Source organism: Clavibacter phaseoli (genome assembly GCF_021922925.1).
Classification (GTDB): Bacteria; Actinomycetota; Actinomycetes; order Actinomycetales; family Microbacteriaceae; genus Clavibacter; species Clavibacter phaseoli.
This window is the reverse complement of the sequence record NZ_CP040786.1, coordinates 1,370,910-1,397,794: the sequence shown is the minus strand read 5'-3', so window position 1 is coordinate 1,397,794 and position 26,885 is coordinate 1,370,910. Positions and strand designations below refer to the sequence as shown.

Below are 26,885 nucleotides of genomic sequence, written 5' to 3'. Positions count from 1 at the left end.
GCGGTCCGGCGCGCCACCACGCTATCGGCGCGCGACGGGCCCGGCCTCCCGCGCGCGGCTCCCGGCGGCCGCCCGCGCGTCCGGTACCGTGATCGAGACCATCACGCGAGGAGGGCGGCGGGCGTGCACCTGAAGAGCCTGACCCTCAAGGGGTTCAAGTCGTTCGCGCAGCCGACCACGTTCCAATTCGAGACCGGGGTGACCTGCGTCGTCGGGCCCAACGGATCCGGCAAGTCGAACGTCGTCGACGCCCTCGCCTGGGTGATGGGCGAGCAGGGCGCCAAGACCCTCCGCGGCGGCAAGATGGAGGACGTCATCTTCGCCGGCACCTCGACGCGCGGGCCCCTCGGCCGCGCCGAGGTCACGCTCACGATCGACAACGCCGACGGCGCGCTGCCCATCGACTACACCGAGGTCGCGATCCGCCGCACGCTCTTCCGCAACGGCGGCAGCGAGTACGCGATCAACGGCACGTCCTGCCGCCTCCTCGACGTGCAGGAGCTCCTGAGCGACTCCGGGCTCGGCCGCGAGATGCACGTCATCGTCGGGCAGGGCCGGCTCGACAACGTCCTGCGCGCGACGCCCGAGGAGCGGCGCGGCTTCATCGAGGAGGCCGCGGGCATCCTGAAGCACCGGCGCCGCAAGGAGCGCACCCTCCGCAAGCTCGAGGGGATGCAGGCGAACCTGACGCGCCTCAACGACCTGGCGGGGGAGATCCGCCGGCAGCTCAAGCCGCTCGGCCGGCAGGCGGAGGTGGCGCGGCAGGCGCAGACCGTGGCGGCCGTGGTCCGCGACGCCCGCGCGCGGCTCGTCGCCGACGAGGTGGTGACCCTCCGGCGCGCGCTCGCGGAGCACACGCGCACCGAGGAGGAGCGTACGACCGAGCGGATGGTGCTGCAGGAGAAGCTCGACCGGGCGGTCATCCGCTCCGAGCGCATCGTCGAGGAGCAGGAGGGCGACGAGGTCGACGGCGCCCGCCGCACGGCGTTCGCGCTGGAGCAGGTGCAGGAGCGCCTGCGGAATCTCCTGTCGCTCGCGCAGCAGCGGCTGGCGCTCCTCGGATCCGCCGACGACGCCCCCGAGGCCGCGACCGGCACCACGCCGGCGCAGGTGCAGGAGTCCCGCGACGAGGCCGCGCGCCTCGTGACGCTCATCGGCGAGGCCGAGGCGGGCTGGGCGGCCGCGCGCCAGGCGACCGCGGCGGGCCGGCAGGCGCTCGACGCGCTCGACGAGGAGATCCAGGCCCAGAGCGCGCTCGTCTCCCGGTACGACCTCGAGATCGCGGGCCTGACGGGGCGCGCGGAGACCGCGGGATCCCGGCTCGCGGCCGTGCGCGGCGAGGTGCTCCGGCAGCAGAACGCGCTCGACGCGGCGCGTGCCCGACTGGCCGCGGCCGAGGCGGAGCGGGAGCGCGGCGAGGCGGAGGGCGAGGCCGACGAGCAGGGCGGATCCGAGCTCACCCGCGCCTACGAGGACGCGCAGGCCGACGTCGCGAGCGAGGAGTCCGCGATCGAGGCCGTGCGCGAGGAGCTGCACGCCAAGGAGCGCGAGCGCGACGCCCTGGCCGCGCGCGACGAGGCCCTCGCGAGCGCGCTCGACCAGCGCGACGGATCCAGCGACCTGGTCGCCGCTGGTCTTCCCGGCATCCGCGGCCTCCTCGCCGAGCACGTGCGCGTGCAGCCCGGCTACGAGGCCGCCGTCGCCGCGGCCCTCGGCTCCCTGGCCGACGCGGTGCTCGCCGAGACGCACGACGACGCCGTGGCCGCGCTCCGCCGCGCGGTCGACGACGACCTGGGGCGCGTGGAGGTGGTCGTCGCGGGATCCGCCGACGCGCCGGCCGCGGCCTCGCCGACCGACGGCGCGGGACCCGTACCCGTCGCGTCCGTCGTCGACGCGCCCGACGGCGTGCGCCGGATCCTCGCGGGCGTCGTCGTGGTCGACGACCTCGCGCGGGCGGTCGAGCTCGCGGCCGGACCCGACGCGCCGGCGACCGTGATCACGCGCGGCGGCGACGTCGTGTCGGCGCACGTGCTGCGCGGCGGATCCGGCGCCACCCGCTCCAAGCTCGAGCTCGTCGCCGCGCGCGAGGCCGCCGCGACCACGCTGACCGACGTCCGCGCCCGCATCGACGACCTCCAGGTGGACCTCGCGGCCGGCCGGGAGCGCCTCCGCGCCGCCCGCGAGCGCGCGTCCGCCGCGCTCGGCGGCCTCCGCGAGGCCGACGCGCGCCTCGCCGCGCACGCCGAGCGCCTCAGCCGCTCGCGCGCCCAGGCCGAGTCCGCCGCCGCCGAGCTCGCCCGCGTGCAGCGCGGCCTCGACCTCGCGAGCGCCTCCGTCGACGAGGCCGTCGCCGCCTCCGACGCCGCCCGCCGCGCCCTCGACGAGGCGCGCTCCCGCCCCCGACCCGTGCTCGACGCGAGCGGCCGGGACGCGCTGGTGGCCGAGTGGGAGGCCGCGCGCGAGGCCGAGATCGAGGCGCGCCTCCAGGTCGAGACGGCCCGCGAGCGCGTGCGCGCGGAGCAGGAGCGCACGGTCGCGCTCGAGCGCCGCCTCGCCGCGGAGCGCGCCGCCGCCGAGGAGGCCGCCCGCCGCCAGGTGATCCGGCGCCGCCAGATCGCGCGCGCCGCGTCGGTCGCCGACGCCCTCCCCGCCGTCGTGCGCGCCGCCGACCGCAGCACGGCGGAGGCGCGTCTCGTGCTCGCCCGCGCGGAGGAGGCCCGCGCCGGCCGCAACGCCGAGCTGGTGGCGCTCCGCCGCGAGGAGGCCGAGCTACGCACGCGCCTGCACGGCATCACCGAGGACGTGCACGGCCTCGAGCTGCAGATCTACGAGAAGCGCCTGCAGGTCTCGCAGCTGCTCGCGCGCGCCGCGAGCGAGCTCGGCCTGGGGGAGGAGGTGCTCGTCGCCGAGTACGGACCCGACGTGCCCGTCCCCGAGGAGGCGGCGCTGCCGCCGCGGCAGCGCCCGCGCGCCGCCGTGGAGGAGGAGTCCGACGGGTCCGCCGCGGATCCCGAGGACGACGCGCCCTCCGACGCCCCCGCCCCGGATCCCGCCGACGGGGACGACGACGCGGAGGACGCCCCGCCCGTCCCCACCCGCCCCTTCGACCGCGAGGAGCAGCGTGTCCGGCTGCAGGTCGCCGAGCGGAAGCTCGCCCAGCTGGGCCGCGTGAACCCGCTCGCCCTCGAGGAGTTCGCCGCGCTCGAGCAGCGCCACCTCTTCCTCACCGAGCAGCTCGCCGACCTCACGGCCACCCGGAAGGACCTGCTCACGATCATCGACGACATCGACCGCACCATGCAGGGCGTGTTCGCGGCGGCGTTCGAGGACACCCGGGCGGCGTTCGACCGCGTCTTCCCGATCCTCTTCCCGGGCGGCACGGGCAGCATCCACCTCACCGATCCCGAGCAGCTGCTCACCACGGGCATCGAGGTCAGCGTGCGCCCCGCGGGCAAGCGCATCGAGCGCCTGTCGCTGCTCTCCGGCGGGGAGCGCTCGCTCGCGGCCGTGGCCCTGCTCATCGCGATCTTCACCGCCCGGCCGAGCCCGTTCTACATCATGGACGAGGTCGAGGCGGCCCTCGACGACGCCAACCTCGGCCGCCTGCTCACGATCCTCGAGCAGCTCCGCGACACGTCGCAGCTCATCGTGATCACCCACCAGAAGCGCACGATGGAGATCGCCGACGCGCTCTACGGCGTCTCGATGCGCCAGGACGGCGTGAGCGCGGTCGTCGGCCAGCGCGTGAGCCGCGACGCCCGCCCCGAGACGGCACCCGACGCGGTGGCCGCTCCCGCGCCCGAGCCCGCCCGCGAGGAGCAGGCCGCCTCCTGACCCGCGGCTACGCTGGGCACATGGCAGCCCGCACCCCCTGGTCCCTCTCCGGCGCGCTCCGCGGGATGTTCGCGAAGCCGACGATCGACGAGACCACGTGGGACGACCTCGAGACCGCGCTCATCACCGCGGACTTCGGCCCCGACGTCACCGAGGCCACCATCGACGACCTCCGCCAGAAGGTCGAGCGCTACCGCACGACCGACCCGCGCGACCTCCAGCGCATGCTCCGGGAGAGCATCGAGGAGCGCCTGGCCAAGCACGACCCGACGCTGAAGCTCAGCGCCCGCCCCGCCGTGATCCTCGTGGTCGGCGTCAACGGCGTCGGCAAGACCACCACCATCGGCAAGTTCGCGAAGTTCCTCCGCAACTACGGCCGCACGGTCGTCGTCGGCGCCGCGGACACCTTCCGCGCGGCCGCCGTCGACCAGCTCGCCACGTGGGCCGACCGCGCCGGCGCCGACATCGTCCGCCCGCAGCAGCCCGGCCAGGATCCGGCGAGCGTCGCCTTCCAGACCGTCGAGCACGCCATGCGGACGGGCACGGAGATGGTCATCATCGACACGGCCGGCCGCCTGCACACCAAGGGCGGCCTCATGGACGAGCTGTCGAAGATCCGCCGCGTGGTCGAGAAGCAGTCGCCCATCGCCGAGGTGCTGCTGGTGCTCGACGCGACGACCGGCCAGAACGGGCTCGCGCAGGCGCAGGCCTTCATCGAGCACGGCGGCGTCACGGGCCTGGTCATCACCAAGCTCGACGGATCCGCCAAGGGCGGCTTCATCCTCAACGTGCAGGAGCGCACGGGCATCCCCATCAAGCTCATCGGCCAGGGCGAGGGCATCGGCGACCTCACGGGCTTCACGCCCCACGTCTTCGCGCAGAACCTGGTCGGCTGACCCGGGTGCCGGCTCGGGGGACGTCCCGCGCCGGTTAAGCTGGATCCACCATGGCTACCTTCGGAACACTCTCGGACCGCCTCGCCGAGACCTTCAAGAACCTGCGCGGCAAGGGCAAGCTCAGCGCCGCCGACGTCGACGGCACCGTCCGCGAGATCCGCCGCGCGCTGCTCGAGGCCGACGTCGCGCTCGACGTCGTCAAGGCGTTCACCGCGTCCGTCCGCGAGCGCGCGCTCGGCGGCGAGGTCAGCCAGGCGCTGAACCCCGCCCAGCAGGTCGTGCAGATCGTCAACGAGGAGCTCGTCGGCATCCTCGGCGGCCAGCAGCGCCGCATCCAGTTCGCCAAGAGGCCGCCGACCGTGATCATGCTCGCCGGCCTCCAGGGCGCGGGAAAGACGACCCTCGCGGGCAAGCTCGGCAAGTGGCTCGCGAAGGACGGCCACACGCCGATGCTCGTCGCGGCCGACCTCCAGCGCCCGAACGCCGTGCAGCAGCTGCAGGTCGTCGGCGAGCAGGCGGGCGTCCCCGTCTTCGCGCCCGAGCCCGGCAACGGCAAGGGCAACCCCGTCCGCGTCGCCAAGGACGCGATGAAGCACGCGGTCGACAAGCAGTACAGCGTCGTCATCATCGACACGGCCGGCCGCCTCGGCGTCGACCAGGAGCTGATGAAGCAGGCCGCGGACATCCGCAAGGCCACCGACCCCGACGAGGTCCTCTTCGTCATCGACGCCATGATCGGCCAGGACGCGGTCGCGACCGCGAAGGCGTTCCAGGACGGCGTCGACTTCACGGGCGTCGTGCTCTCCAAGCTCGACGGCGACGCGCGCGGAGGAGCGGCCCTGTCGGTCGCCTCCGTCACCGGCCGCCCGATCATGTTCGCCTCCACGGGCGAGGGCCTCGACGACTTCGAGCCCTTCCACCCCGACCGCATGGCGAGCCGCATCCTCGACCTCGGCGACATCCTCACCCTCATCGAGCAGGCCCAGCAGGCCTTCGACGAGGAGGAGGCGATGGAGGTCGCCCAGAAGCTCGCGAGCGACACCTTCACGCTCGACGACTTCCTCAAGCAGATGCAGCAGCTCCGCGGCAAGGGCTCGATCAAGAAGATGATGGGCATGCTCCCCGGCATGGGCGCCATGAAGGAGCAGCTGGAGAACTTCGACGAGAAGGAGATCGTCCGCACCGAGGCGATCATCCAGTCGATGACGAAGGCCGAGCGCCAGAACCCGAAGCTGCTCAACGGCTCGCGCCGCCTGCGCATCGCCCGCGGATCCGGCATGACCGTCACCGACGTCAACGGCCTCGTGCAGCGCTTCGAGCAGGCGTCGAAGATGATGCGCACGGTCGCGCGCGGCGGCATGCCGCAGATCCCCGGCATGGGCCCGATGCCCGGCGCGCACTCGAGCCGCAAGCCCGTGCAGCAGAAGAAGAAGGGCTCGAAGTCGGGCAACCCGGCCAAGCGCGCACAGGAGAACGCGGCGCTCGCGTCGGGCCAGCGCATCGGCGGCCCCACGGCGCCGGCCGGCTCGGGCTTCGGCCTGGCGGGCAAGGCCGCGGGCGGCGCGAACGGCGCCCCGAGCGAGGAGGAGCTCGCCTCGCTGCAGAAGTTCCTCGGTCGCTGACCCGACCGACCCGCGCGATCCACGACGGCGCCCTCCCCACCGGGAGGGCGCCGTCCGCGCATGCCTCGACGCGCGGGCGGGGACGTGCGAGCCTGGGTCCGCGCATCGCGGCGCCCCGTCGCGGTCCCGGCGTCAGGAGCTCCCCGTGTTCGCACCCGTCACCGCCTTCAGCGGATTCAGCGTCGACGACGTCCCCGCCGCGCTCGCGTTCTACCGGGACACGCTCGGCCTCGAGGTCGAGGAGGTGCCCGAGATGGGCATGCTCCGGCTCGTGCTGCCCGGATCCGGCGCCCGCGTCCTCGTCTACCCGAAGCCCGGCCACGAGCCCGCGACCTTCACGGTCCTCAACCTCCAGGTCGACGACGTCGACGAGGCGGTCGTCGCGCTGAACGCGCGCGGCGTCGAGACGGCGATCTTCGCGGGGATGCCCACGGACGCGCGCGGCGTCATGCGCGGCAACGGTCCCGACATCGCGTGGTTCCGGGATCCCGCCGGCAACGTGCTGTCCGTCGTCGCCGGGTGACGCCCGGGCGTCAGACGGAGCAGCGCCCGGAGTCCACCGGGGTCGTCGCGCCGGCCTGCTGCAGCACGGGCGCGATCTCGTCGAGCGTCATCGCGTAGCCCGTCTGCGAGTCGATCGTCGAGGTCGCGAAGACGAGGCCGACCACCCGACCCTGCGCGTCGAACAGCGCGCCGCCGGAGTCACCGGGCCGGACGGTGCCGCGCACGGAGTACACCTCCCGCGTGACGGGCTGCTCGTGCTGGATGTCGGTGCCGAGCGCCTCGACCACCTCGCGGATCCGCGCGCCGGTCGCCTGGTACGGCCCGCCGCCCGGGTAGCCGGCGACGACGGCCGCGTCGGACGCCCGCAGCTCGTCGCCGAGCGCGAGCGGCGCCGCGGTGAGGCCGGGCACGGCGAGGATCGCGACGTCGCGCGCGGGGTCGAACACCACGAGGTCCGCCTCGAGCAGCTGGCCGGTCCCGCCCTGCTGCACGTAGACCTGGTCGGACCCGGTCACGACGTGCGCGTTCGTCACGACGCGGTCGCCCTGCACGACCCAGCCGCTGCCGGAGGAGGAGGTGCCGCAGGCGGGCGCCGAGGAGAGCACCTTCACGACGCTCGCGGCGGAGCGGCGCACGGCGTCGGGCACGTCCGCGTCGGGCTCGGCCGTGTCGGCGATGGCCCCCTCGCCGTTGGCGAAGACGCGCGGGTAGCCGACGTCGTGCAGCGCGTCGTCGAGCGCGGAGAGGGCGGTGCCGCTCGAGATGGGGCTGACCCGGTCGAGCGTCGCGAGGATGCGCGACGACGAGGCGAGCTGCACCGCGGGGATCACGCCGCTGGATCCGAGGAAGCCGCCGATGAACCAGACCGAGACGGCCCAGGCCGCGAGCCCCGCGACGGCGCCGATGCCGCGGTCGAGCCCGCGCGCGGCGCCGCGCGGGCGGAGCAGGCGCGTGAGGACGCTGGCGACCTGCGCGAGGATCCCGCTCACGAGCGAGGTGGTGACGAGCATGAGGAGCGCTGCCGCGAGGGTGCGGGTGATCCCGGTCGCGACGCCGAACTGGTCGAGGAGCGCCAGGAAGGCCGGCGTGATCCAGAGCGCGAGCAGCACGCCGAGCACGATGCCGGCGAGCCCGGCGACCGTGACGATGGCCCCGCGACGCCAGCCGGCGACGGCCGCGAGCACCGCGACGACGAGGATGACGATGTCGACGACGGGGCTCACCTGCACAGTCTGCCCCGCGTCACCGGCCCAATCCTGAGCGCAGCTCCTCGACGAGGTGCGTGACGACGGGGGCGAGCGCGCCGTCGTTCTCCTCGGCGACCCGCAGCTGCCGCTGGTAGCTCGCGCCGCGGTCGACGATGTCGAGGATCCCGCGCAGCTCCGCCTCGCAGCCGAGCGCGTCCGCGGTGGGGGAGAGGCGCTCGACGAGCGCCCGGGTGTCGTCGCCGACGAGGGCCTCGTCGCCCGCGGCGTCCTGGATGATGATGGCGTCCATCCCGTAGCGGGCCGCGCGCCACTTGTTCTCGCGCACGAACCACGGCTGCATCCGCGGCAGCTCCTCGCCGCGGTCGAGCGCGGCCGACATGTCGTGCACGAGGCACTGCACGAGCGCGGCGAGCGACGCGATCTCCGCGAGGGTGGAGACGCCGTCGAACACGCGGGTCTCGAGCGTGCCCCACTTCGGCGCCGGCCGGATGTCCCAGCGCAGCTCGCTGTGGTGGTCGATGACGCCGACGTGCGTCATGTCCGCGACGAGCCGCTCGTAGTCGGCCCACGTGGTGAGCTCCGGCGGGAGACCTGCCGTGGGCAGCTGCTGGAACATCAGCGCCCGGTTGGACGCGTAGCCCGTCTCCTGCCCGGACCAGAACGGGCTCGAGGCGCTGAGCGCCTGGAACCGGGGGAGGTGCACCAGCAGCGCGTTGAGGATGGGGAGCGCCTTGGACGCGTCGTCGATCCCGACGTGCACGTGCACGCCCCAGATCATCATCTGCCGCCCCCACCACCTGGTGCGGTCGAGCAGCGTCGCGTAGCGCTCGTTGTCCGGCGTGACGTCCTGGTCGGGCCATGCGCTGAAGGGGTGCGTGCCCGCGCACATGAGGTCGATGCCGAGCGGATCCGCGACGTCCACGACCCGCTCGATGAGCCGCGCCAGGTCGTCCACGGCGTGCCCGACGCGGGCGTGCGGCGCGCTGACGACCTCGACCGTGTTGGTGAGGAACTCCCCGGTCACGTGCGGGTGCGCGTCATCGTTAGGGAAGGAGCGGAGGATCTCCGGTGCGACGCCGGCGAGCTCGCCCGAGCCGCGGTCGACGCACGCGAGCTCCCACTCGATCCCGACGCGGGACGGGGGCCGGTGGGCGAAGTCGATCTGCATGCGGGTCCTGCCGTCCACGGGGTCTCGGGGCGCATGCGCCGGGTGTCGTCCGATCATGCCACGCACCCCGGCGGGCGGCCGGGCGATGACGCCGTGCGGCGCGCCGAGGAATGGGGTCCCGGCCCGGCCCGGCGTCTGCCATAATGATCTGTCGAGTCCGCGATCGTCCGACCCTCTAATCAGGCGCCGCGAGACCCCATCGAACCAATGCCGAGTGTGCCCCCACGCTCACGGCCGTCAGTTCACCCCACACGAAAGAAATTCAGGAGAATTGTGGCTGTCAAGATCCGTCTGAAGCGCCTGGGCAAGATCCGCGCGCCGTACTACCGCATCGTCGTCGCCGACTCGCGCACCAAGCGCGACGGCCGCGTCATCGAGGAGATCGGCAAGTACCACCCCACCGAGGAGCCCTCGTTCATCGAGGTCCAGTCGGAGCGGGCGCAGTACTGGCTCTCCGTGGGCGCCCAGCCCACCGAGCAGGTCGAGGCCCTCCTCAAGCTCACCGGCGACTGGGGTCGCTTCAAGGGCGACAAGGACGCCGTCTCCACCGTCCGCACCCGCGAGGCGAAGCCCGCCTACGTCGCGGACGAGAAGAAGAAGCCGGTCCTGAAGCCCAAGACCGAGAAGGCCGCACCCGCGCCCGAGGCCGCCGCGCCCGAGGCCGAGTCGACCGAGGAGCAGGCCTAGCCCATGCTCGCTCCCGCGCTCGCTCATCTGGTCAAGGGCATCGTCGAGCACCCGGACGACGTCTCCGTGACGAGCAAGGGATCCCCCCGCGGCGAGGTCCTCGAGGTGCGCGTGCACCCCGAGGACCTCGGCCGGGTCATCGGCCGCGCGGGTCGCACCGCGAAGGCCCTCCGGACGCTCGTCTCGGCTCTCGCCGACGGCCAGCGCGTCCGCGTCGATGTGGTGGACACCGATTCCTGAGGACATCGTCCGTGACCCCGCGGCGTTCCGCGTGGGCCGGCTGACCAAGGCGCACGGGCTCAAGGGCGCCGTGAAGCTCGAGCTGTTCACGGACGACCCCGACAAGCGGTTTGTCCCGGGCGCCGAGTTCTCGCTGCAGGTCCCCGAGTCGTCGCCCTGGCACGGACGCTCCCTCACGCTCACCGAGCTCCGCTGGTACAACAGCCACCCCGTCGGGTTCTTCGAGGGCGTCGCCGACCGCACGGCCGCCGAGTCGCTCGCCAAGGCCATCCTCTGGATGACGCCGCCGGCCGACGAGGCCGCCGAGCCCGACGCCTGGTACGACCACCAGCTCGTCGGCCTGAAGGTCCTCCGCGACGGCGTCGAGGTGGGCACCGTCTCCCTCGTCGACCACTTCCCGGCGCAGGACCTGCTGCACGTCGACACGCCCTCCGGCACCGTGCTCGTGCCCTTCGTGCAGGCCATCGTCCCGTCGGTCGACGTGGAGGCCGGCACGCTCGTCGTCACGCCGCCGCTCGGCCTCTTCGAGGACGTCCCGGATGAGCAGCCGGCACCCTCCGCGGCCGCGACGCCCGAGTCCGCCCCCGAGGGCGACGACGCCCGCTGACATGCGGATCGACATCGTCTCGATCTTCCCCGAGTTCTTCGGGGTGCTCGACATCTCCCTTCTCGGTCGCGCGCGCCAGTCCGGCCTCATCGACCTCCGCGTGCACGACCTGCGCGCCTTCACGCACGACCGGCACCGCACGGTCGACGACACCCCGTACGGCGGAGGCGCCGGCATGGTGATGCGGCCGGAGCCGTGGGGCGAGGCCATGGACGAGGTGCTCGCCGACGAGACGGATCCGGTCGTCATCTTCCCGTCGCCCGCGGGCGAGGTCTTCACGCAGGCCATGGCCCAGGAGCTGTCCGCCGAGCCGCATCTCGCCTTCGGCTGCGGCCGCTACGAGGGCATCGACCAGCGCGTCGTCGACCACACCGCCGCGCGCGCGCGGGTCCGCCTGGTGAGCCTCGGCGACTACGTGCTGAACGGCGGCGAGGTCGCCGTCATGGCGATGATCGAGGCCATCGGCCGACTCGTGCCGGGCGTCGTCGGCAATCCCGCGAGCCTCGTGGAGGAGAGCCACTCCGACGGGCTGCTCGAGCACCCCAGCTACACGAAGCCGCCCGAGTGGCGCGGGCTCGCCGTGCCCGACGTGCTGCGCAGCGGCAACCACGGCGCCATCGCGGCGTGGCGTCGCGAGCAGCAGCTCGAGCGCACGCGGCGCGTCCGCCCCGACCTGCTGCCCGAGTAGGCCGGCTCCGCGGCGCCCGCGCCGGGGGTCAGGCGCGGGCGGTGAGGATCAGCGGGCCGGACTCGGTGATCGCGACGGTGTGCTCCATGTGCGCGCCGCGCGAGCCGTCGGCGCTCCGGAGCGTCCAGCCGTCCCTGTCCGTGAAGATCTCGTCGGTGCTCTGCAGGAACCACGGCTCGATCGCGATGACGAGGCCGGGACGCAGCGGCACGCCGCGGTTCGGCCGGCCCTGGTTCGCGATGTGCGGGTCGCCGTGCATGGTGCGGCCGACGCCGTGGCCGCCGAAGTCGGTGTTGACCGAGTAGCCGGCCTCGGTCGCGACGGCGCCGATGGCGGCCGAGATGTCGCCCGTGCGCCCGCCGGGCTGCGCGGCGCGGATCCCGGCCTCGAGGGCGGCGGTCGTCACCTCGATGAGGCGGACGTCCTCCTCGCGCGGCGTGCCCACGATGACGCTGACGGCGGAGTCGCTGACCCAGCCGTCGACCGAAGCGGCGAAGTCGAGGCTCAGGAGGTCGCCGTCCTGCAGGCGGTAGTCGTGGGGGAGCCCGTGCAGCACGCCGTCGTTGACGGACGTGCAGAGCACCTTGCCGAAGGGCATGGCGCCGAACGACGGGTGGTAGTCGATGTAGCAGGACTCGGCGCCGCGCTCGCGGATCATGCGGTGCGCCTGGCGGTCGAGGTCGAGCAGGTTGACGCCCACGTCGGCCTGCGCGGCGAGGGCTGTCAGCACGGAGGCCACGAACTCCCCGGCGGGTCGCATCTGGTCCATCTCGGCGGGCGTTCGCAGTTCCATCACGCGGAGGATCCTACGGGAGCCGGGCTGCGGCGCCCCTGTGGCGCCCAGGATCCGCCCGTACCATCTCCCCATGCAGCAGTCCCCGCTCCTCGGCCTCCGCCGCGCGCTCTACCGCTGGCAGCTCGCCGCGGTCGTCGTGCTCCCCGCCTGGATCCTCGTGGGCTGGGCGGCCTTCGGGTCCGGCGGGTGGGAGCTCCTCCTCGTGATGATCGCGGCCGGCGCCCTGGGGATCGCGCTGCTCGCCGCCCTCGGCCTCGTGCTCGCCCGGCGCTCCGTCCGCACGTCGCGGGCCGTCTCGCCGACGGACGCGGTGGCGATGGGCGTCCTGACCCTCGCCGTCATCGGCGCGGGCACGTACTCGGTCGTGAGCACCTGGTGCGCCGTCGTGGCGGTCCTCGCCGCCGTCGCGCTCATCGCGCTGGCCGTCAGGCAGCTGCTCGCGGAGACGCGGCAGCGCATGCAGGAGGTCATCGCGGTCATCGAGCGCGACGCGCAGCCGCGTCCGCCCGAGTGGAAGGCCGCCGAGGGCCCCGACGCCGGGCGCACCATCCGGCTGGACTGATCCACCTCCCGCGGGCGCCGCGCTTTGCGCTCGACGCGCCCGAGGTGACAGAATGGGCGATAGTGCCTGCCGTCGACCCTGCCACGGGGGAGTCGGCCACTCATGCGGGCCGTTCCCCTTCCAGACATTGATGCGCAGTCGACCCGTGGCGGTTGCAGAGAGCGGTACACCATGCACATCCTCGATTCCGTCGACAAGGCGTCGCTGCGGTCGGACATCCCCGACTTCCGCGCCGGCGACACGGTCAAGGTCCACGTCAACATCGTCGAGGGCAGCCGCTCGCGCATCCAGGTGTTCCAGGGCATCGTCATCGGCCGTCAGGGCGAGGGCGTCCGCGAGACGTTCTGCGTCCGCAAGGTCAGCTTCCAGGTCGGCGTGGAGCGCACGTTCCCGGTGCACTCCCCGGTCATCGACCACATCGAGGTCGTGACGCGCGGCGACGTGCGCCGCGCCAAGCTGTACTTCCTGCGCGACCTGCGCGGCAAGAAGGCGAAGATCAAGGAGAAGCGCTCCTAGAGCCTCCCCACCTGTCATCCCACTGAGCTCCCGGCGCATATGCTTGCCGGGAGCTCAGGCGGTTAAATGACAGACAGCACGGCGCCCGTGGAGACGAGATCCTCGGGCAGGCACAGCGGCGGCGGGTCGCGCGGATGGAAGACGTTCCTGCGGGACGTCCTCGTCATCTTCGTGGTGGCCCTCCTCGTCTCCATCCTGATCAAGGCGTTCCTGATCCGGTCGTTCTACATCCCGTCGTCCTCCATGGAGGACACGCTGCAGATCAACGACCGCATCGTGGTGAACCAGCTCACGCCGCGGCTCATGCCGCTCGAGCGCGGGGACGTGGTCGTGTTCCGCGATCCGGGCGGCTGGCTCACGCCGTCGCCCGAGGTCGACAAGCCGCCGCTCGCCGCGGCGGTGGACTGGGCCCTCACCACGGTGGGGCTGTCCGCGTCGGACAGCAACGACCACCTCATCAAGCGGCTCATCGGGCTGCCGGGCGACCACGTCGTCTGCTGCAACTCCCTCGGCCAGATGAGCGTCAACGACGTCCCGCTCGACGAGCCGTACCTGAAGCTCGTCCCCGGCGACACGCGCGCCTCCGACGACCCGTTCGACGTCACCGTCCCCGCCGACTCGCTCTGGGTCATGGGCGACAACCGCGGCAACTCCGCGGACTCCCGGTACAACGTCACCGGCCCCACGCACGGCTTCGTGCCGATCGACCACGTGGTCGGCCGCGCGTTCGTCATCACCTGGCCCATCGACCGCTGGTCGATCCTCAGCGACCACCCCGAGACGTTCGGCGACGTGCCCGACGCGGTCCCCGCCGGCTGATGCCGGTCGCGGATCCGACCCTGGAGCTGGAGCGGGAGCTCCTCGGCGCGGGCGCGGCGCTCGTCATCGGCTGCGACGAGGTGGGGCGCGGCGCCCTCGCCGGGCCCGTCGCGGTGGGCATGGCGGCCCTCGGCCACGACGCCGGGGCGTTCCCGGCGGGCCTTCGCGACTCGAAGATGCTCAGCGAGAAGCGCCGTGAGGCGCTGCACCCCGAGGTGTCGGCCTGGGTGCGGCACTCCGCGATCGGCATGGCGTCCGCCCAGGAGGTGGACGCGCTCGGGATCACGGCCTGCCTCGGCCTCGCCGGGCGGCGCGCGCTCGTCGAGCTCCACCACCTCGGCGTGCCGCTCCTCGACAGCGTCGTGCTCCTCGACGGGTCGCACGACTGGCTCACGCCCGCGCTCGCCCATCCGGTGCCGATCCGGCTCCGGGTCAAGGCCGACCGCGACTGCGCGTCGGTCGCCGCGGCGTCCGTGCTCGCCAAGGTGCACCGCGACCGCCTGATGGCGGCCTGGCACGAGGAGTCGCCCGAGTACGGCTGGGCCGGGAACAAGGGCTACGGCAGCCCGGCCCACCTCGACGCCATCCGGGCGAGCGGGGCGTCCCGGATCCACCGGCGCAGCTGGCTCACCGGCGTGCTGGAGACGCCGGGCTCGTGACGCCCGTCCCGCCACCGCGGCATCCCGCGTGCGCGTCGGGTCGCGGGTGGCCCGGCGGATGCCCGGCCGGACGGCGGCGGTCGCGGGGGCGGTTAGGATCGACGGACCATGGATGACGACGAGTTCGAGGACTACGACCGCGAGGTGGAGCTCGCGCTCTACCGGGAGTACCGGGACATCGTGTCCCAGTTCAAGTACGTGGTCGAGACCGAGCGGCGCTTCTACCTCGCCAACGAGGTCGATCTCGTGCGGCGCGACACGGAGCACGACTTCTACTTCGAGCTGACCATGACGGACGTGTGGGTCTGGGACGTCTACCGCTCGGACCGGTTCGTGAAGTCCGTCCGCGTGCTCACCTTCAAGGACGTGAACGTCGAGGAGCTGTCGGCGAAGGAGTTCGAGCTCCCCAAGGAGCTCGCCATCGACGAGTAGGGCTCCGACGGGATCCCTCCCCAGGCGCCCGCGCGGCATCCACCGCACGGCACGGCCGCGGGCGGTGACGCGTGACGCCGCCGTCGCGCATGCTCCTCGCGGAGGTGCGCATGACACGCGAGCAGGACCTGGGACGACGCGGCGAGGATCTCGCGGCACGGCATCTGATCGGGCGCGGCTACGAGCTCGTCGAGCGCAACTGGCGGTGCCGGGAGGGTGAGATCGACCTCGTGATGACCCACGCGGGCACGACCGTGCTCGTGGAGGTCAAGACGCGCGCGGGGCTCGGCTACGGGCATCCGCTGGAGGCGGTCACGCGCTCCAAGGCCGCGCGACTGCGGGTCCTCGCCGGCCTCTGGTGCCAGGCGCATCCGGAGCGGCGCGGGCCCGTGCGGATCGACGTCGTGGGCGTGGTCTGGCCTCCGGGCGGGCGGCCGTCCGTCGAGGTCGTGCGGAGCGCCTGCTGATGGCCGTCGGTCGCACGCTCGCCGTCGCCCTCTCGGGCCTCGACGGGGCCCTCGTCGACGTGGAGGCGGACATCACGAGCCAGCTCCCCGGATTCGTCCTCATCGGCCTGCCGGACGCCGCGCTGAGCCAGGCCCGCGAGCGGGTCCGCGCCGCGACCGGCAACGCGGGGTGCGAGTTCCCGGTCCGCCGGGTCACCGTCAACCTATCGCCGGCCGTGCTGCCGAAGCACGGCTCCGGCTTCGACCTCGCGATCGCCCTGGCGGTCCTCGCGGCGGGCGGGTCGGTGTCGGCCGAGTCCGTGGCCGGCACGGTCCACCTCGGCGAGCTGGGACTCGACGGGCGGCTGCGTCCGACGCACGGCATCCTGCCCGCGGTGCTCGCCGCGCGTCGTGCGGGCGTCCGCCGGGTCATGGTGCCGCGCTGCCACGCGGACGAGGCCTCCCTCGTGCCCGACGTGCGTGTCATCGCCGTGGCGGGGCTGCGGGACGCGGCGATCCACCACGGCGCCGAGCTCGAGCCGGAGCCGGAGGAGGACGACGCTCGGCCTGTCGCGGCGGCGGGGTCGGCCTCGACGCAGGTCCTGGGCGGCCGGGAGGCGGCGGAGCCCTGCCTCGGCGACGTCGTCGGCAACGAGGAGGCCGTGGAGGCGCTCGTAGTCGCCGCGGCGGGCGGGCACCACATGTTCCTGCTCGGTCCGCCCGGCGCGGGGAAGACCATGCTCGCGCAGCGGCTGCCCGGTCTCCTGCCGGACCTCGACGAGGAGGCCGCGCTGGAGGTCGGCTGCATCCGCTCGCTGTGCGGAGAGCGGCTGGGCCCCGAGCTGCCCGTGCGGCCGCCCCTGGAGGCGCCGCACCACACGGCGAGCGCCGCGGGCATCGTCGGGGGCGGCAGCGGGCGCATCCGTCCGGGGGCCGCCGTGCGCGCCAGCGGGGGAGTGCTCTTCCTCGACGAGGCACCGGAGTTCGCCGGCGCGGTGCTCGACTGCCTGCGGCAACCGCTCGAGTCGGGTGTCATCAGCATCCACCGGGCGAACGGGGTCGCCCACTACCCGGGACGGTTCCAGCTGGTCATGGCGGCCAACCCCTGCCCGTGCGGGTCGTACGGCGTGGTCGGAGCCGACTGCTCGTGCCCGCCCCAGGCGCGGCGGCGCTACCTCGCGCGCCTCTCCGGACCCCTCATGGACCGCATGGACATCCGGCTCGGCGTCCGCCGGGTCACGACGGCCGTGCACCTGGCCGCAGGAGACGCACCCCGCGTCACGACGGCCACGGCCCGGGTGCGCGTCGCGGCGGCTCGAGCGGCCGCGGCGGAGCGATGGGCGATGACGCCGTGGCGCACCAACGCCCACGTCTCCGGCACCTGGCTCCGGCGCGAGGCGCGCATCGCGCGAGGAGCGACGGCTTCCCTCGACCGCGCGCTGGATCGCGGGCTGCTCACCATGCGCGGCTACGACCGGGTCCTGCGGCTCGGGTGGACGCTCGCGGACCTGGAGGGCGCGTCGAGCCCCGACGCCGACCACCTGGGCCGGGCGCTTCTCCTGCGAGGCGCATCGTGATCGCCGAGCAGGGAGGCGGGGTCGAGGACGCGAATGCCGCACCCGAGGACACGGAGCGCACCACGCCGTCCTCCGACGGACGCCGTCCACGAACCGCTGACGCCCGTCGCAGCTTCGTCTGAGGACCGGACTCGGCACGTGCGCGCTCCGTCGCCCGCCTCGGATTGACCGCGCGCGAACTGGACGAGATGGTCGCCCCGCTCCGCCCCCATCCCGGATGGTCGGGTCAGGGGGCGGTCGATGCGGACACGGAGGAGGTCGCGGCGCGCTGCACGTGGTCCGGCATCGCCGAGCCCGGCGATCGCGTCGCGGGAGCGGTCATCGGCGTCCTGGGTGCGTGCGCTGCCCTGGCCGCCGTGGTCGACGGCTGCTCGGCCGAGACCGTCGTCGGGGCCATGCTCGAGGCGGGACTCGACCTGCAGGAGGACGGCCGCGCCGCGCTCGTCGGCGAGGTCGACGGCGCGCTCGAGCGTTGGCGGCCTCGCGTGGTGCGGGCGGAGGCGCTGGCCCGGCTCCACGCCGCTCGCGCGGTGGGCGCGCACGTGCTGGTGCCGGGGGATCCGCGGTGGCCGGTCGGCGCGGACGACCTGGGACCGCATGCGCCGCTCGTCCTGTGGTGCACGGGAGCGCCGGACGCGATCGCGGCGCTCACGGGGTCCGTGGCCATCGTCGGAGCACGCGCCGCGACGGGCTACGGCGAGCACGTCACGGCCGAGCTGTCGGCGGGCCTCGTCGACCGCGGCGTGACGGTGGTCTCGGGCGGCGCCTACGGCATCGACGGGGCGGCGCATCGCGCGGCCATCGGATCCGCGGGGCGGACGGTCGCGTTCCTCGCAGGCGGGGTCGACCGCCTCTACCCGTCCGGCCACGCGGACCTCTTCGCCCGGATGCGTCGTGACGGTGCCGTGGTGTCGGAGCTACCCTGCGGGGCGTCCCCGACCCGGTGGCGGTTCCTCCTGCGCAACCGCCTCATCGCGGCGGTCAGCGCGGCCACCGTCGTGGTCGAGGCCGGCGCGCGCAGCGGGTCGCTGAACACGGCCAACCACGCGCTCGCGCTGGAGCGGCCGCTCGGCGCCGTCCCGGGTCCGGTGACGAGCGCGTCGTCGTCGGGGTGCCACCGTCTGCTCCGCGAGTCCCAGGCGGTCTGCATCACCTCCGCTGACGACGTGATGGAGCTCCTGCCGGTCGGGGTCGGAGCGCGATCGCGCGTCCAGGAGACGGATCCTCGGGAAGCGGCCCTCCGGGCGGGGCCGGGCGATGCCGGTCCCGGCACGGCTGGCGTGGGCGACCGGGCTGCTGCCGGGCGGTCCGATCCGCGCGTCGTGCGCGTGCTCGACGCCCTCGCCGTCCGGCGAGGCCGCGACACCGCCGACATCGCGGCGCGAGCGGGCCTCGGCGTCGCCGAGACGTCGTCCGTGCTGGGCATGCTCGAGCTCGAGGGGCAGGTCGCCCGGCCGGACGGCGGCTGGGTGCGGCGAGCGGGATCCCGGTGACGCGCCTCGGCGGCGGAGATGCCGTCTCGGTCCGCCGGGGGGAGCGCGCGCCGTCGGAGGATGCAGCGCCGCAGCCCGATGAGCGCAGCCGGCCCGGTCCATCGGTCCGAGTCCGACGGCCCCGCGCGTCCTGTCCCGGCCGTTCCCTTCGCTGTCCCGTCCCATCCCCATCCGCGCGCCGGCGCGAACCGGGTGCGGGTCCACGTAGCCTTCCGGGATGGACGAGGTGCGGGTCGGCGATGGCCGCGTCGAGCGCGGGGCCGGGCGCTCGCAGCCTCCGAGCGCCGCACGGGGTGCCACCGGGCTCGAGGTGGACGTCGTCGCCTTCGGGACCTCCCTGGATCGGGAGCGGGGGAGCTCAGCGCACACCGTGCGGGCGTACTCCGCGGACCTCCGCGACCTCGCGGCGCACGCCGCACGACAGGGCATCACGACGTCCTCCGGCCTCGACCTGGAGGTGCTGCGCGACTGGCTCTGGCGGGGGTCGCAGGCCCGGCTCGCTCCCGCGACGCTGGCGCGGCGATCGGCGGCCGTGCGGGGGTTCGGAGCGTGGCTCGCGCGCACGGGTCGTGTCGACGCCGATCCCGCCGTGCGGCTGAAGGCGCCGCGGGCGGGATCGCATCTCCCTCGGGTGCTGGCGCGTGAGCAGATGTCCGGCCTCCTCGCGGGCCTGGGGACGCGTGCGGCGCAGGACGACCCCGCGGCGCTCCGGGACCTCGCCGTCATCGAGCTGCTCTACGCCTCCGCCCTCCGGGTGTCCGAGCTCACGGGGCTCGACCTCGGCGACGTCGACGCGTCCCGACTCACCGTGCGCGTGATCGGCAAGGGCGACCGCGAGCGCGTCGTGCCGTTCGGCGTCCCCGCGGCCGAGTCGCTCGACTCCTACGTCTCCCGCGCCCGTCCGGCTCTCGTCACCCCGCGGACCGGGACGGCGCTGTTCCTGGGCGCGCGCGGAGGGCGGCTGGGATCCCGCGCGGTCTACGGCCTCGTCGCCTCGCTGCTGGCGGACATCCCGGGGTCGGGGCCGCAGGGACCGCACGCCCTCCGGCACACGGCGGCGACCCACCTGCTCGACGGGGGAGCCGACCTCCGCACCGTGCAGGAGATGCTCGGTCACGCGAGCCTCGGGACGACGCAGATCTACACGCACGTCTCGATCGAGCGGCTGCGGCGCAGCTACGAGGGCGCGCACCCGCGCGCCTGACCCGCGTCCATCGGGCGCGGCAGCGGCCCGACCAGGATGCGGGAGCGCAGGACCGTCCCCGCGGCGCCGATGGCCGCGCCCGGTGTCACGGATCCAGCGGCAGCAGCACCGCGTGCTGCAGGGCGGCGAGCAGGAGCGCCGGATCCACGTACTCGCCGTGCAGGCGCGCCCCGAGGTGCAGCCCGCCTTCGGGCTCGTGGCGTGGCGACGCCGCGAGCGTGCCGACGACCTGCCCGGCGACGACGGCGTCGCCCGCGGCGACCAGCGGCACGACCGGCTCGACGGACGACACGAGCCCGTCCGCGCGCCGGATGCTCACGACCGGGCGGTCGACGACCACGCCGGCGAAGGAGACGGTCCCGTCGGCGGGAGCGCGGACCTCGGCGCCCGGCGCGACCGCGATGTCGATGCCGCGGTGGCCGGGCCCGTACTCGGTGGTCGGAGCCTGGAACGGCCGCGTGACCGTGTGGGGCGGGTCGACCGGCCATTGCCACCGCGCCGTCGCCGCAGGGCGATCCTCCGCGGGCACCGCATCCGCCGCGGCCCGCCCCGGCATGGACGACGCCGTCACGCCGACGAGCAGCGCCACCGCGAGCGCCGCCGCGCCCGCCCTCCTTCGCCCGTCCCCGCCGCGCATGCGCCCTCCCTCCCCGGCGGACGCGTCCCGGCCCCCGGTCGGCCGCATCATGCCCCCTGCGGCGTCGCAGCGCCGCCGGGTGCCCGCCCCGTCGGAGAAGTGGCAGAGTTGTCCGTTGTGAACGAGACGACGACCCCCCGGGATGACAAGAAGCTCCAGCGACGCGCGATCGGCCTGGCCGTCTCGGCCGCGGTGGGGGGCTTCCTCTTCGGGTTCGACTCCTCGGTCATCAACGGCGCGGTCTCCGCGATCCAGGGCCGCTTCGAGCTGAGCGAGACGCTCATCGGCTTCGCGGTCGCCAGCGCGCTGCTCGGCTGCGCGCTCGGCGCCTACCTCGCGGGCCGCATCGCCGACCGCATCGGCCGTCGCTGGACGATGATCATCGGCGCGGGCTTCTTCTTCATCAGCGCCTTCGGCTCGGGCTACGCCTTCAGCGTCTGGGACCTCACCATCTGGCGCGTCATCGGCGGTCTCGGGATCGGCATCGCCTCGGTCGTCGCCCCCGCGTACATCGCGGAGATCTCGCCGAAGCTCCTCCGCGGCCGCCTCGCGTCGCTGCAGCAGCTCGCGATCACGCTCGGCATCTTCACCGCCCTCCTCTCGGACGCCGTCTTCGCCGGGGCCGCCGGCGGCGCGTCGGAGGAGTTCTGGTTCGGGCTCGAGGCCTGGCGCTGGATGCTCCTCGTCTGCGCGATCCCGGCCGTGATCTACGGCTTCCTCGCGTACCGCCTCCCCGAGTCCCCGCGCTTCCTGGTGGAGAAGGGCCGCAAGGACGAGGCCCAGGAGATCCTCGCGAGCGTCTGGAAGCAGGAGGACATCGACCGCGCGAGCCGCGACCTCGAGCGCCAGATCGAGGAGGACCGCGTCGCCAAGCGCACCGGCACGCTCCGCGGGAGGAAGTTCGGCCTCCAGGGCATCGTCTGGATCGGCATCATCCTGTCCGTGTTCCAGCAGTTCGTCGGCATCAACGTGATCTTCTACTACTCCACGACGCTCTGGCAGGCCGTCGGCTTCGACGAGTCGCAGTCGCTGCTCACCTCGGTCATCACCGCGGTCACGAACGTCGCCGTCACCTTCATCGCCATCGCGCTCGTCGACCGCATCGGCCGGCGCCCGATCCTCCTGTCCGGCTCGCTCGCCATGGCCGTCTCCCTCGCCGTGATGGCGATCTGCTTCAGCCAGTCCTCGACCGTCGACGGCGAGGTCGCCCTGCCGCAGCCCTTCGGCGTCATCGCGATCATCGCGGCCAACGTCTTCGTCATCGGCTTCGGCGCGTCGTGGGGCCCGCTCGTCTGGGTGCTGCTCGGCGAGATCTTCCCGAACCGGATCCGCGCCAAGGCCCTCGGCGTCGCCGCCATGGCCCAGTGGATCGCGAACTTCGCCATCACCGTGTCGTTCCCGGCGCTGTCCGCCTTCTCGCTGCCCTTCACCTACGGCATGTACGCCGCCTTCGCCGCGCTGTCCTTCGTCTTCGTCCTCACGAAGATCCCGGAGACGAACGGCATGTCGCTCGAGGAGGCCGAGACGCTCTTCGTCGACAAGCCCAAGAAGCGCAAGGACGCCGCGCGCGCCTGATCCGCCGCGCCGCCCCGCCGGTCGTCCGGCGGGTGGTACCATCGAGCAGCATCCGATCCAGGTCGGGTGACTACGCGTGCCCATCAGGCCGCCGCATCCACTCGGTCTCCTCGTGGCGATGATCCCTGTCGCCGAAGGAGCGGATGCGCGCCGGGCACCAGGATCAGCGGTCGTCCCGACCGCCGAGCGAACCGACGAGGCGCGCCGCGACAGCGCGCGCCGGAACAGGAGTACGGCCATGGCCGTCGTCACCATCCGCCAGCTGCTCGACTGCGGCGTCCACTTCGGTCACCCGAAGACGCGCTGGAACCCGAAGATGAAGCGCTTCATCTTCACCGAGCGCTCCGGCATCTACATCATCGACCTGCAGCAGTCGCTGGCCCTCATCGACAAGGCGTACGACTTCGTCAAGGAGACGGTCGCCCACGGCGGCACCATCCTCTTCGTCGGCACCAAGAAGCAGGCGCAGGAGTCCATCGCCGAGCAGGCGCAGCGCGTCGGCCAGCCCTACGTGAACCAGCGCTGGCTGGGTGGTCTGCTGACCAACTTCCAGACGGTCCACAAGCGCCTCAACCGCCTCAAGGAGCTCGACCTCGTCGACTTCGACGACACGACGCGCGGCTTCACCAAGAAGGAGCTGCTCATCCAGCGTCGCGAGCGCGACAAGCTGGAGAAGAGCCTCGGCGGCATCCGCAACCTCACCAAGACGCCGTCGGCGATGTGGGTCGTGGACACCAAGAAGGAGCACCTCGCGATCGACGAGGCGCGCAAGCTCGGCATCCCCGTCATCGGCATCCTCGACACCAACTGCGACCCCGACGAGGTCCAGTACCCGATCCCCGGGAACGACGACGCGATCCGCTCCGTCGCGCTGCTGACGCGCATCATCGCCGACGCCGCCGCCGAGGGCCTCATCCAGCGCCACCAGAAGCCCGACGCCGAGGGCTCCGCCCCCGCCGAGCCGCTGGCCGACTGGGAGCGCGAGCTGCTCGAGCAGGGCGACGCCGCGAAGGCCGCGCTGCCCGTCGAGGAGAACGACGTCGACGCCGAGGTCTCCGCCAAGAACGAGGCGAAGTCCGATGACGAGGTCGCCGCGCCCGTGCACGCCCCCGAGTCCGACGACGCCACTGAGGCGAAGATCGAGGCCGAGGCGACCGACGCCGAGAAGGCTCCGGTCTCCGAGTAGTCCGACCACACGCACCATCCCGACGGGCGGGCGCGGGTTCCGCGCCCGCCCGTCGGGCACTCACCACCGGGAGACCCCCGGATCATCACCTACAGAAGGAGTCCATGAGCATGGCGAACTTCACTGCCGCTGACGTCAAGGAGCTGCGCGACCGCCTCGGCGCCGGCATGATGGACAGCAAGAACGCGCTGGTCGAGGCCGACGGCGACATCGAGAAGGCCATCGAGATCCTGCGCCTCAAGGGCCAGAAGGGCAACGCCAAGCGCGGCGACCGCTCCACCGCCGAGGGCCTCGTCGCCGCGACCGAGGAGGACGGCGCCGCCACCCTCATCGAGCTCGCGTGCGAGACCGACTTCGTCGCGAAGAACGACAAGTTCATCGCGCTGTCCGAGTCCGTCCTCGCCGCCGTCGTCGCGGCCGGCGCGTCCACCGTCGAGGAGGCCCTCCAGGCCCCCGCCGGCGAGCAGACCGTCGACCAGCTGATCAGCGACCAGGCCGCGATCCTCGGCGAGAAGATCGCGCTGCGCCGCGTCGCCCGCCTCTCGGGCGAGCACCAGGAGATCTACCTCCACCGCACGTCGAAGGACCTCCCGCCCCAGGTCGGCGTCGTCGTCGACTACACCGGCACGGACGCGGAGACGGCCCGCAGCATCGCCCAGCACATCGCGTTCGCCAACCCGGAGTACCTTGCCCGCGAGGACGTCCCGGCGGACAAGGTCGAGGCCGAGCGCGCGATCGTCACCGAGATCTCGCGCAACGAGGGCAAGCCCGAGGCCGCCCTGCCGAAGATCATCGAGGGTCGCCTCACCGGCTACTTCAAGCAGGTCGCGCTCCTCGAGCAGGACTACGCGAAGGACAACAAGCAGTCCGTCAAGAAGGTCGTCGAGGCCGCTGGCCTCACGGTCACGGGCTTCGCCCGCTTCAAGGTCGGCGCCTAGCACCACCACGGGGAGCCCGGGTCGCATGCGACCCGGGCTCCCTTCTCCATGTCCGGGGAGGGCGGCCGCGAGGCGCCGCCGCCCCCGCCGGGCGTCACAGTAGATTGGACCGGGGCCGGATCCGGCGACCGGAACGCGAGGACGGGAACACCACCATGACCGATCAGACCACCACCCGCCGCGTCCTCCTCAAGCTCTCCGGGGAGTCCTTCGGCGGCGGCCAGATGGGCGTCGACCCGGACGTCGTCAGCGCCCTCGCCCGCGAGATCGCCGAGGCCGCGAAGACCGTCGAGGTCGCGATCGTGGTCGGCGGCGGCAACTTCTTCCGCGGCGCGCAGCTGTCGCAGCGCGGCATGGACCGCGGCCGCGCGGACTACATGGGCATGCTCGGCACCGTGATGAACGCCCTCGCCCTGCAGGACTTCCTCGAGCAGGCCGGCGCCGCCACGCGCGTACAGTCGGCCATCTCCATGACGCAGGTCGCCGAGCCGTACATCCCGCGCCGCGCCGTGCGCCACCTCGAGAAGGGCCGCATCGTCATCTTCGGCGCCGGCGCCGGCCTGCCCTACTTCTCGACCGACACGGTCGCCGCGCAGCGCGCCCTCGAGATCTCCGCCACCGAGGTGCTCGTCGCCAAGAACGGCGTCGACGGCGTCTACACCGGCGACCCCCGCACGGACCCGTCGGCCACGCTCCTCGACACCGTCACGTACCAGGACGCCCTGCAGCGCGGCCTCAAGGTCGTCGACTCGACCGCCTTCAGCCTCTGCATGGACAACGACATGAAGATGGTCGTCTTCGGCATGGAGCCGGGCGGCAACGTCACCCGCGCCATCCGGGGCGAGCGCATCGGCACCATCGTCTCCAACTGACGACGGGCGCTCCGTCGCCGGCCCCCGACGGGCCGCGTCGCGGCAGGAGCGCCTCCCCATCCGCGTTAAGATCGACCGGGCGCCCACCGCGCCCGCGCTACCGAAGGAGATCCCGTGACCGTCGCCGAAGTCCTCGCAGATGCCCGAGACCGGATGGGCAAGGCCGTCGAGGCGGTGAAGGAGGACTTCGGGAGCGTCCGCACGGGCCGCGCGAACCCCGCCCTCTTCCAGAAGGTCATGGTCGAGTACTACGGCAGCCCCACGCCGCTCGGCCAGCTCGCGAGCATGAACAACCCCGAGGCGCGCACGCTCATCGTGACGCCCTACGACAAGACGGCCCTCAAGGAGATCGAGAAGGCCCTCGTCAACGTCCCGAACCTGAGCGCCACCGTCGGCAACGACGGCGAGATGGTCCGCCTCACGCTCCCGGAGCTCACGGAGGACCGCCGCAAGGAGTTCGTCAAGATCGTCCGCGGCAAGGCGGAGGAGGGTCGCGTCAGCGTCCGCAACATCCGCCGTCGCTCCAAGGACGAGCTGGACGCGCTCAAGGGCGAGGTCGGCGACGACGAGGTGGCGCGCGGCGAGAAGGAGCTCGAGGCCCTCACCAAGACGCACACCGACCAGGTCGACGACGCGCTGAAGCGCAAAGAGACCGAACTCCTCGAGGTCTAGGTGGCCAGCCCCGAGGATCCCGTCGAGCGGGCGCCCGTCGTGCCGCCCGCGTCGGGCCCCGACGGCGCTCCGCGGATCCGCCGGCACCGCGGCCGCGTGACGCGCGCCGAGTTCGAGGCGCAGGTGCAGGCGACCCGGGCCGACCTGACCGCGCAGGTCCGGGCGACGCGCGCATCGCTCGAGGCGACGAACGACCGCATCAACGCGCGGACGGGACGCAACCTCCTCTTCGCCGTCACGGTGGGACTCCTGCTCGGCGGGGTCGTGCTCGTCAGCCTCGTCGTCGTCAAGCAGCTGTTCCTGCTCATCGCCGTCGCCCTGGTGGCGTTCACGGCGTACGAGCTCGCGACGGCGCTGCGCCAGGCGGGCCGCCGCGTCCCGCGCGTGGGCTCGGTCATCGCCGTCGTCGCGCTCGTGCCCATCACCTACTACGGCCGGCCGGACGGGCAGTGGCTGGGGCTCCTCGGTGCCATGGCCTTCGTCGCGCTCTGGCGAGTCGTGGAGCAGGCCGTGCCCGCCCGGCGTACCCCGGTGCGCGCGCTCGTCGGCGACGTCGGCTCGAGCGTCTTCCTGCTCGCCTACGTCGGGCTCCTCGGATCGTTCGCCGTGCTGCTCACCGCGGGCGACGGCGGGGAGTGGTGGACCCTCGCGTTCCTCATCCTCGTGGTGTGCTCCGACACGGGCGCCTACGTCGCCGGGCTCAACTTCGGCAAGCACCCCATGGCGCCCACCATCAGCCCCAAGAAGACGTGGGAGGGCTTCGCCGGCGCGGTAGTCGCCGCGGTGCTCGCCGGCATCCTGCTCTCGCTGTTCATGATCCAGCAGGAGTGGTGGTTCGGGATCGTGCTCGGCCTCGTGATCGTCGTGACCGCGACGCTCGGCGACCTGGCCGAGTCGCTGATCAAGCGCGACCTCGGCGTCAAGGACATCAGCTCCTGGCTGCCGGGCCACGGGGGGTTCCTCGACCGCCTCGACTCGGTGCTGCCGTCGGCCGCGGTGGCCTATGCGCTGTTCCTCATCGTCACGGGCGCTTCCTCGTAGGATGTC

27 protein-coding genes are annotated in these 26,885 nt (G+C 73.3%); 23 read left to right on the top strand and 4 right to left on the bottom strand.

Features of this window, described 5'->3' with window-relative positions; all coding sequences use genetic code 11:
• The first annotated feature begins 123 nt into the window (after positions 1–123).
• The 4 genes from FGI33_RS06490 to FGI33_RS06475 all read left to right on the top strand — a co-directional run bounded on the left by FGI33_RS06490 (position 124) and on the right by FGI33_RS06475 (position 6,875).
• Positions 124–3,834 (top strand): AAA family ATPase, encoded by a 3,711-nt coding sequence (locus tag FGI33_RS06490; protein ID WP_237582410.1) that lies wholly within the window; start codon positions 124–126, stop codon positions 3,832–3,834.
• Between the two features lie 20 nt (positions 3,835–3,854).
• On the top strand, positions 3,855–4,730 hold the full coding sequence (gene ftsY / locus FGI33_RS06485) for a signal recognition particle-docking protein FtsY (protein ID WP_119402582.1): 876 nt from the start codon (positions 3,855–3,857) through the stop codon (positions 4,728–4,730).
• Positions 4,731–4,780: 50 nt separating this feature from the next.
• On the top strand, positions 4,781–6,352 hold the full coding sequence (gene ffh, locus FGI33_RS06480) for a signal recognition particle protein (RefSeq protein ID WP_119434994.1): 1,572 nt from the start codon (positions 4,781–4,783) through the stop codon (positions 6,350–6,352).
• A gap of 145 nt (positions 6,353–6,497) precedes the next feature.
• Positions 6,498–6,875 (top strand): VOC family protein, encoded by a 378-nt coding sequence (locus FGI33_RS06475; protein ID WP_119434993.1) that lies wholly within the window; start codon positions 6,498–6,500, stop codon positions 6,873–6,875.
• Positions 6,876–6,885: 10 nt separating this feature from the next.
• On the opposite strand, the gene FGI33_RS06470 is transcribed toward FGI33_RS06475, so the two are convergent.
• Positions 6,886–8,079, bottom strand: a complete 1,194-nt coding sequence (locus FGI33_RS06470) for a MarP family serine protease (RefSeq protein WP_237582409.1) — start codon at positions 8,077–8,079, stop codon at positions 6,886–6,888.
• Between the two features lie 19 nt (positions 8,080–8,098).
• The gene (locus FGI33_RS06465; RefSeq protein ID WP_182478396.1) at positions 8,099–9,232 is read right to left on the bottom strand and encodes a glutamate--cysteine ligase; all 1,134 of its coding nucleotides are present in this window, start codon (positions 9,230–9,232) and stop codon (positions 8,099–8,101) included.
• Between the two features lie 273 nt (positions 9,233–9,505).
• Here FGI33_RS06465 and rpsP point away from each other — a divergent pair, with 273 nt between their 5' ends.
• The 4 genes from rpsP to trmD are packed head-to-tail and all read left to right on the top strand — an operon-like array spanning position 9,506 to position 11,454.
• Positions 9,506–9,919 carry a 30S ribosomal protein S16 gene (rpsP, locus tag FGI33_RS06460; RefSeq protein ID WP_015490055.1) on the top strand — a complete coding sequence of 138 codons (414 nt, stop codon included), beginning with the start codon at positions 9,506–9,508 and terminating at the stop codon, positions 9,917–9,919.
• Positions 9,920–9,922: 3 nt separating this feature from the next.
• A complete protein-coding gene (locus tag FGI33_RS06455; protein ID WP_012038054.1) occupies positions 9,923–10,159 on the top strand; it encodes an RNA-binding protein in 237 nt (78 codons plus the stop codon).
• Entirely contained in the window at positions 10,137–10,766 is a 630-nt protein-coding gene (rimM, locus tag FGI33_RS06450) for a ribosome maturation factor RimM (protein ID WP_119435043.1), read from the top strand. The genes FGI33_RS06455 and rimM overlap by 23 nt, the downstream gene beginning before the upstream one ends.
• 1 nt (position 10,767) lies before the next feature.
• Complete coding sequence (gene trmD / locus FGI33_RS06445; protein ID WP_119401731.1) at positions 10,768–11,454, top strand: tRNA (guanosine(37)-N1)-methyltransferase TrmD; 687 nt, start codon at positions 10,768–10,770, stop codon at positions 11,452–11,454.
• 28 nt (positions 11,455–11,482) lie between these two features.
• Here the strand turns inward: trmD and map are convergent, their stop codons facing one another.
• Positions 11,483–12,250, bottom strand: coding sequence for a type I methionyl aminopeptidase (map, locus tag FGI33_RS06440; RefSeq protein WP_119434833.1), 768 nt, complete (start codon positions 12,248–12,250; stop codon positions 11,483–11,485).
• Between the two features lie 70 nt (positions 12,251–12,320).
• On the opposite strand from map, the gene FGI33_RS06435 reads away from it, so the two are divergent.
• From FGI33_RS06435 to FGI33_RS06395, 9 genes are all read left to right on the top strand, one after another.
• Positions 12,321–12,812: a hypothetical protein gene (locus FGI33_RS06435; protein ID WP_119434834.1), complete on the top strand. Its 492-nt coding sequence runs from the start codon at positions 12,321–12,323 to the stop codon at positions 12,810–12,812.
• 171 nt (positions 12,813–12,983) lie between these two features.
• Positions 12,984–13,328 (top strand): 50S ribosomal protein L19, encoded by a 345-nt coding sequence (gene rplS / locus FGI33_RS06430; RefSeq protein ID WP_012298189.1) that lies wholly within the window; start codon positions 12,984–12,986, stop codon positions 13,326–13,328.
• A gap of 66 nt (positions 13,329–13,394) precedes the next feature.
• Positions 13,395–14,147 carry a signal peptidase I gene (lepB, locus tag FGI33_RS06425; RefSeq protein ID WP_119401728.1) on the top strand — a complete coding sequence of 251 codons (753 nt, stop codon included), beginning with the start codon at positions 13,395–13,397 and terminating at the stop codon, positions 14,145–14,147.
• Positions 14,147–14,806, top strand: coding sequence for a ribonuclease HII (locus FGI33_RS06420; protein WP_119434835.1), 660 nt, complete (start codon positions 14,147–14,149; stop codon positions 14,804–14,806). Before lepB ends, FGI33_RS06420 begins: the two co-directional genes overlap by 1 nt.
• A gap of 108 nt (positions 14,807–14,914) precedes the next feature.
• On the top strand, positions 14,915–15,238 hold the full coding sequence (locus FGI33_RS06415; protein ID WP_015490062.1) for a DUF2469 domain-containing protein: 324 nt from the start codon (positions 14,915–14,917) through the stop codon (positions 15,236–15,238).
• 110 nt (positions 15,239–15,348) lie between these two features.
• Positions 15,349–15,705, top strand: a complete 357-nt coding sequence (locus FGI33_RS06410) for a YraN family protein (protein ID WP_119434836.1) — start codon at positions 15,349–15,351, stop codon at positions 15,703–15,705.
• Complete coding sequence (locus FGI33_RS06405; protein ID WP_119457232.1) at positions 15,705–17,261, top strand: YifB family Mg chelatase-like AAA ATPase; 1,557 nt, start codon at positions 15,705–15,707, stop codon at positions 17,259–17,261. Before FGI33_RS06410 ends, FGI33_RS06405 begins: the two co-directional genes overlap by 1 nt.
• Before the next feature lie 188 nt (positions 17,262–17,449).
• Complete coding sequence (gene dprA / locus FGI33_RS06400) at positions 17,450–18,754, top strand: DNA-processing protein DprA (protein ID WP_237582408.1); 1,305 nt, start codon at positions 17,450–17,452, stop codon at positions 18,752–18,754.
• Between the two features lie 226 nt (positions 18,755–18,980).
• Positions 18,981–19,958 carry a tyrosine recombinase XerC gene (locus FGI33_RS06395; RefSeq protein WP_119435412.1) on the top strand — a complete coding sequence of 326 codons (978 nt, stop codon included), beginning with the start codon at positions 18,981–18,983 and terminating at the stop codon, positions 19,956–19,958.
• 85 nt (positions 19,959–20,043) lie between these two features.
• Here FGI33_RS06395 and FGI33_RS06390 read toward each other — a convergent pair whose 3' ends face one another.
• Positions 20,044–20,595 (bottom strand): murein hydrolase activator EnvC family protein, encoded by a 552-nt coding sequence (locus FGI33_RS06390; RefSeq protein ID WP_237582407.1) that lies wholly within the window; start codon positions 20,593–20,595, stop codon positions 20,044–20,046.
• Between the two features lie 99 nt (positions 20,596–20,694).
• Here FGI33_RS06390 and FGI33_RS06385 point away from each other — a divergent pair, with 99 nt between their 5' ends.
• The 6 genes from FGI33_RS06385 to FGI33_RS06360 all read left to right on the top strand — a co-directional run bounded on the left by FGI33_RS06385 (position 20,695) and on the right by FGI33_RS06360 (position 26,879).
• Complete coding sequence (locus FGI33_RS06385; protein WP_182478393.1) at positions 20,695–22,170, top strand: sugar porter family MFS transporter; 1,476 nt, start codon at positions 20,695–20,697, stop codon at positions 22,168–22,170.
• Between the two features lie 238 nt (positions 22,171–22,408).
• On the top strand, positions 22,409–23,356 hold the full coding sequence (rpsB, locus tag FGI33_RS06380) for a 30S ribosomal protein S2 (protein WP_119434798.1): 948 nt from the start codon (positions 22,409–22,411) through the stop codon (positions 23,354–23,356).
• A gap of 110 nt (positions 23,357–23,466) precedes the next feature.
• Entirely contained in the window at positions 23,467–24,294 is an 828-nt protein-coding gene (gene tsf, locus FGI33_RS06375; protein ID WP_119402517.1) for a translation elongation factor Ts, read from the top strand.
• Between the two features lie 155 nt (positions 24,295–24,449).
• The gene (gene pyrH / locus FGI33_RS06370) at positions 24,450–25,166 is read left to right on the top strand and encodes a UMP kinase (protein WP_119434797.1); all 717 of its coding nucleotides are present in this window, start codon (positions 24,450–24,452) and stop codon (positions 25,164–25,166) included.
• A gap of 153 nt (positions 25,167–25,319) precedes the next feature.
• Positions 25,320–25,838 carry a ribosome recycling factor gene (frr, locus tag FGI33_RS06365; protein WP_045929184.1) on the top strand — a complete coding sequence of 173 codons (519 nt, stop codon included), beginning with the start codon at positions 25,320–25,322 and terminating at the stop codon, positions 25,836–25,838.
• Complete coding sequence (locus FGI33_RS06360) at positions 25,839–26,879, top strand: phosphatidate cytidylyltransferase (RefSeq protein WP_119456372.1); 1,041 nt, start codon at positions 25,839–25,841, stop codon at positions 26,877–26,879.
• Positions 26,880–26,885 lie beyond the last annotated feature (6 nt).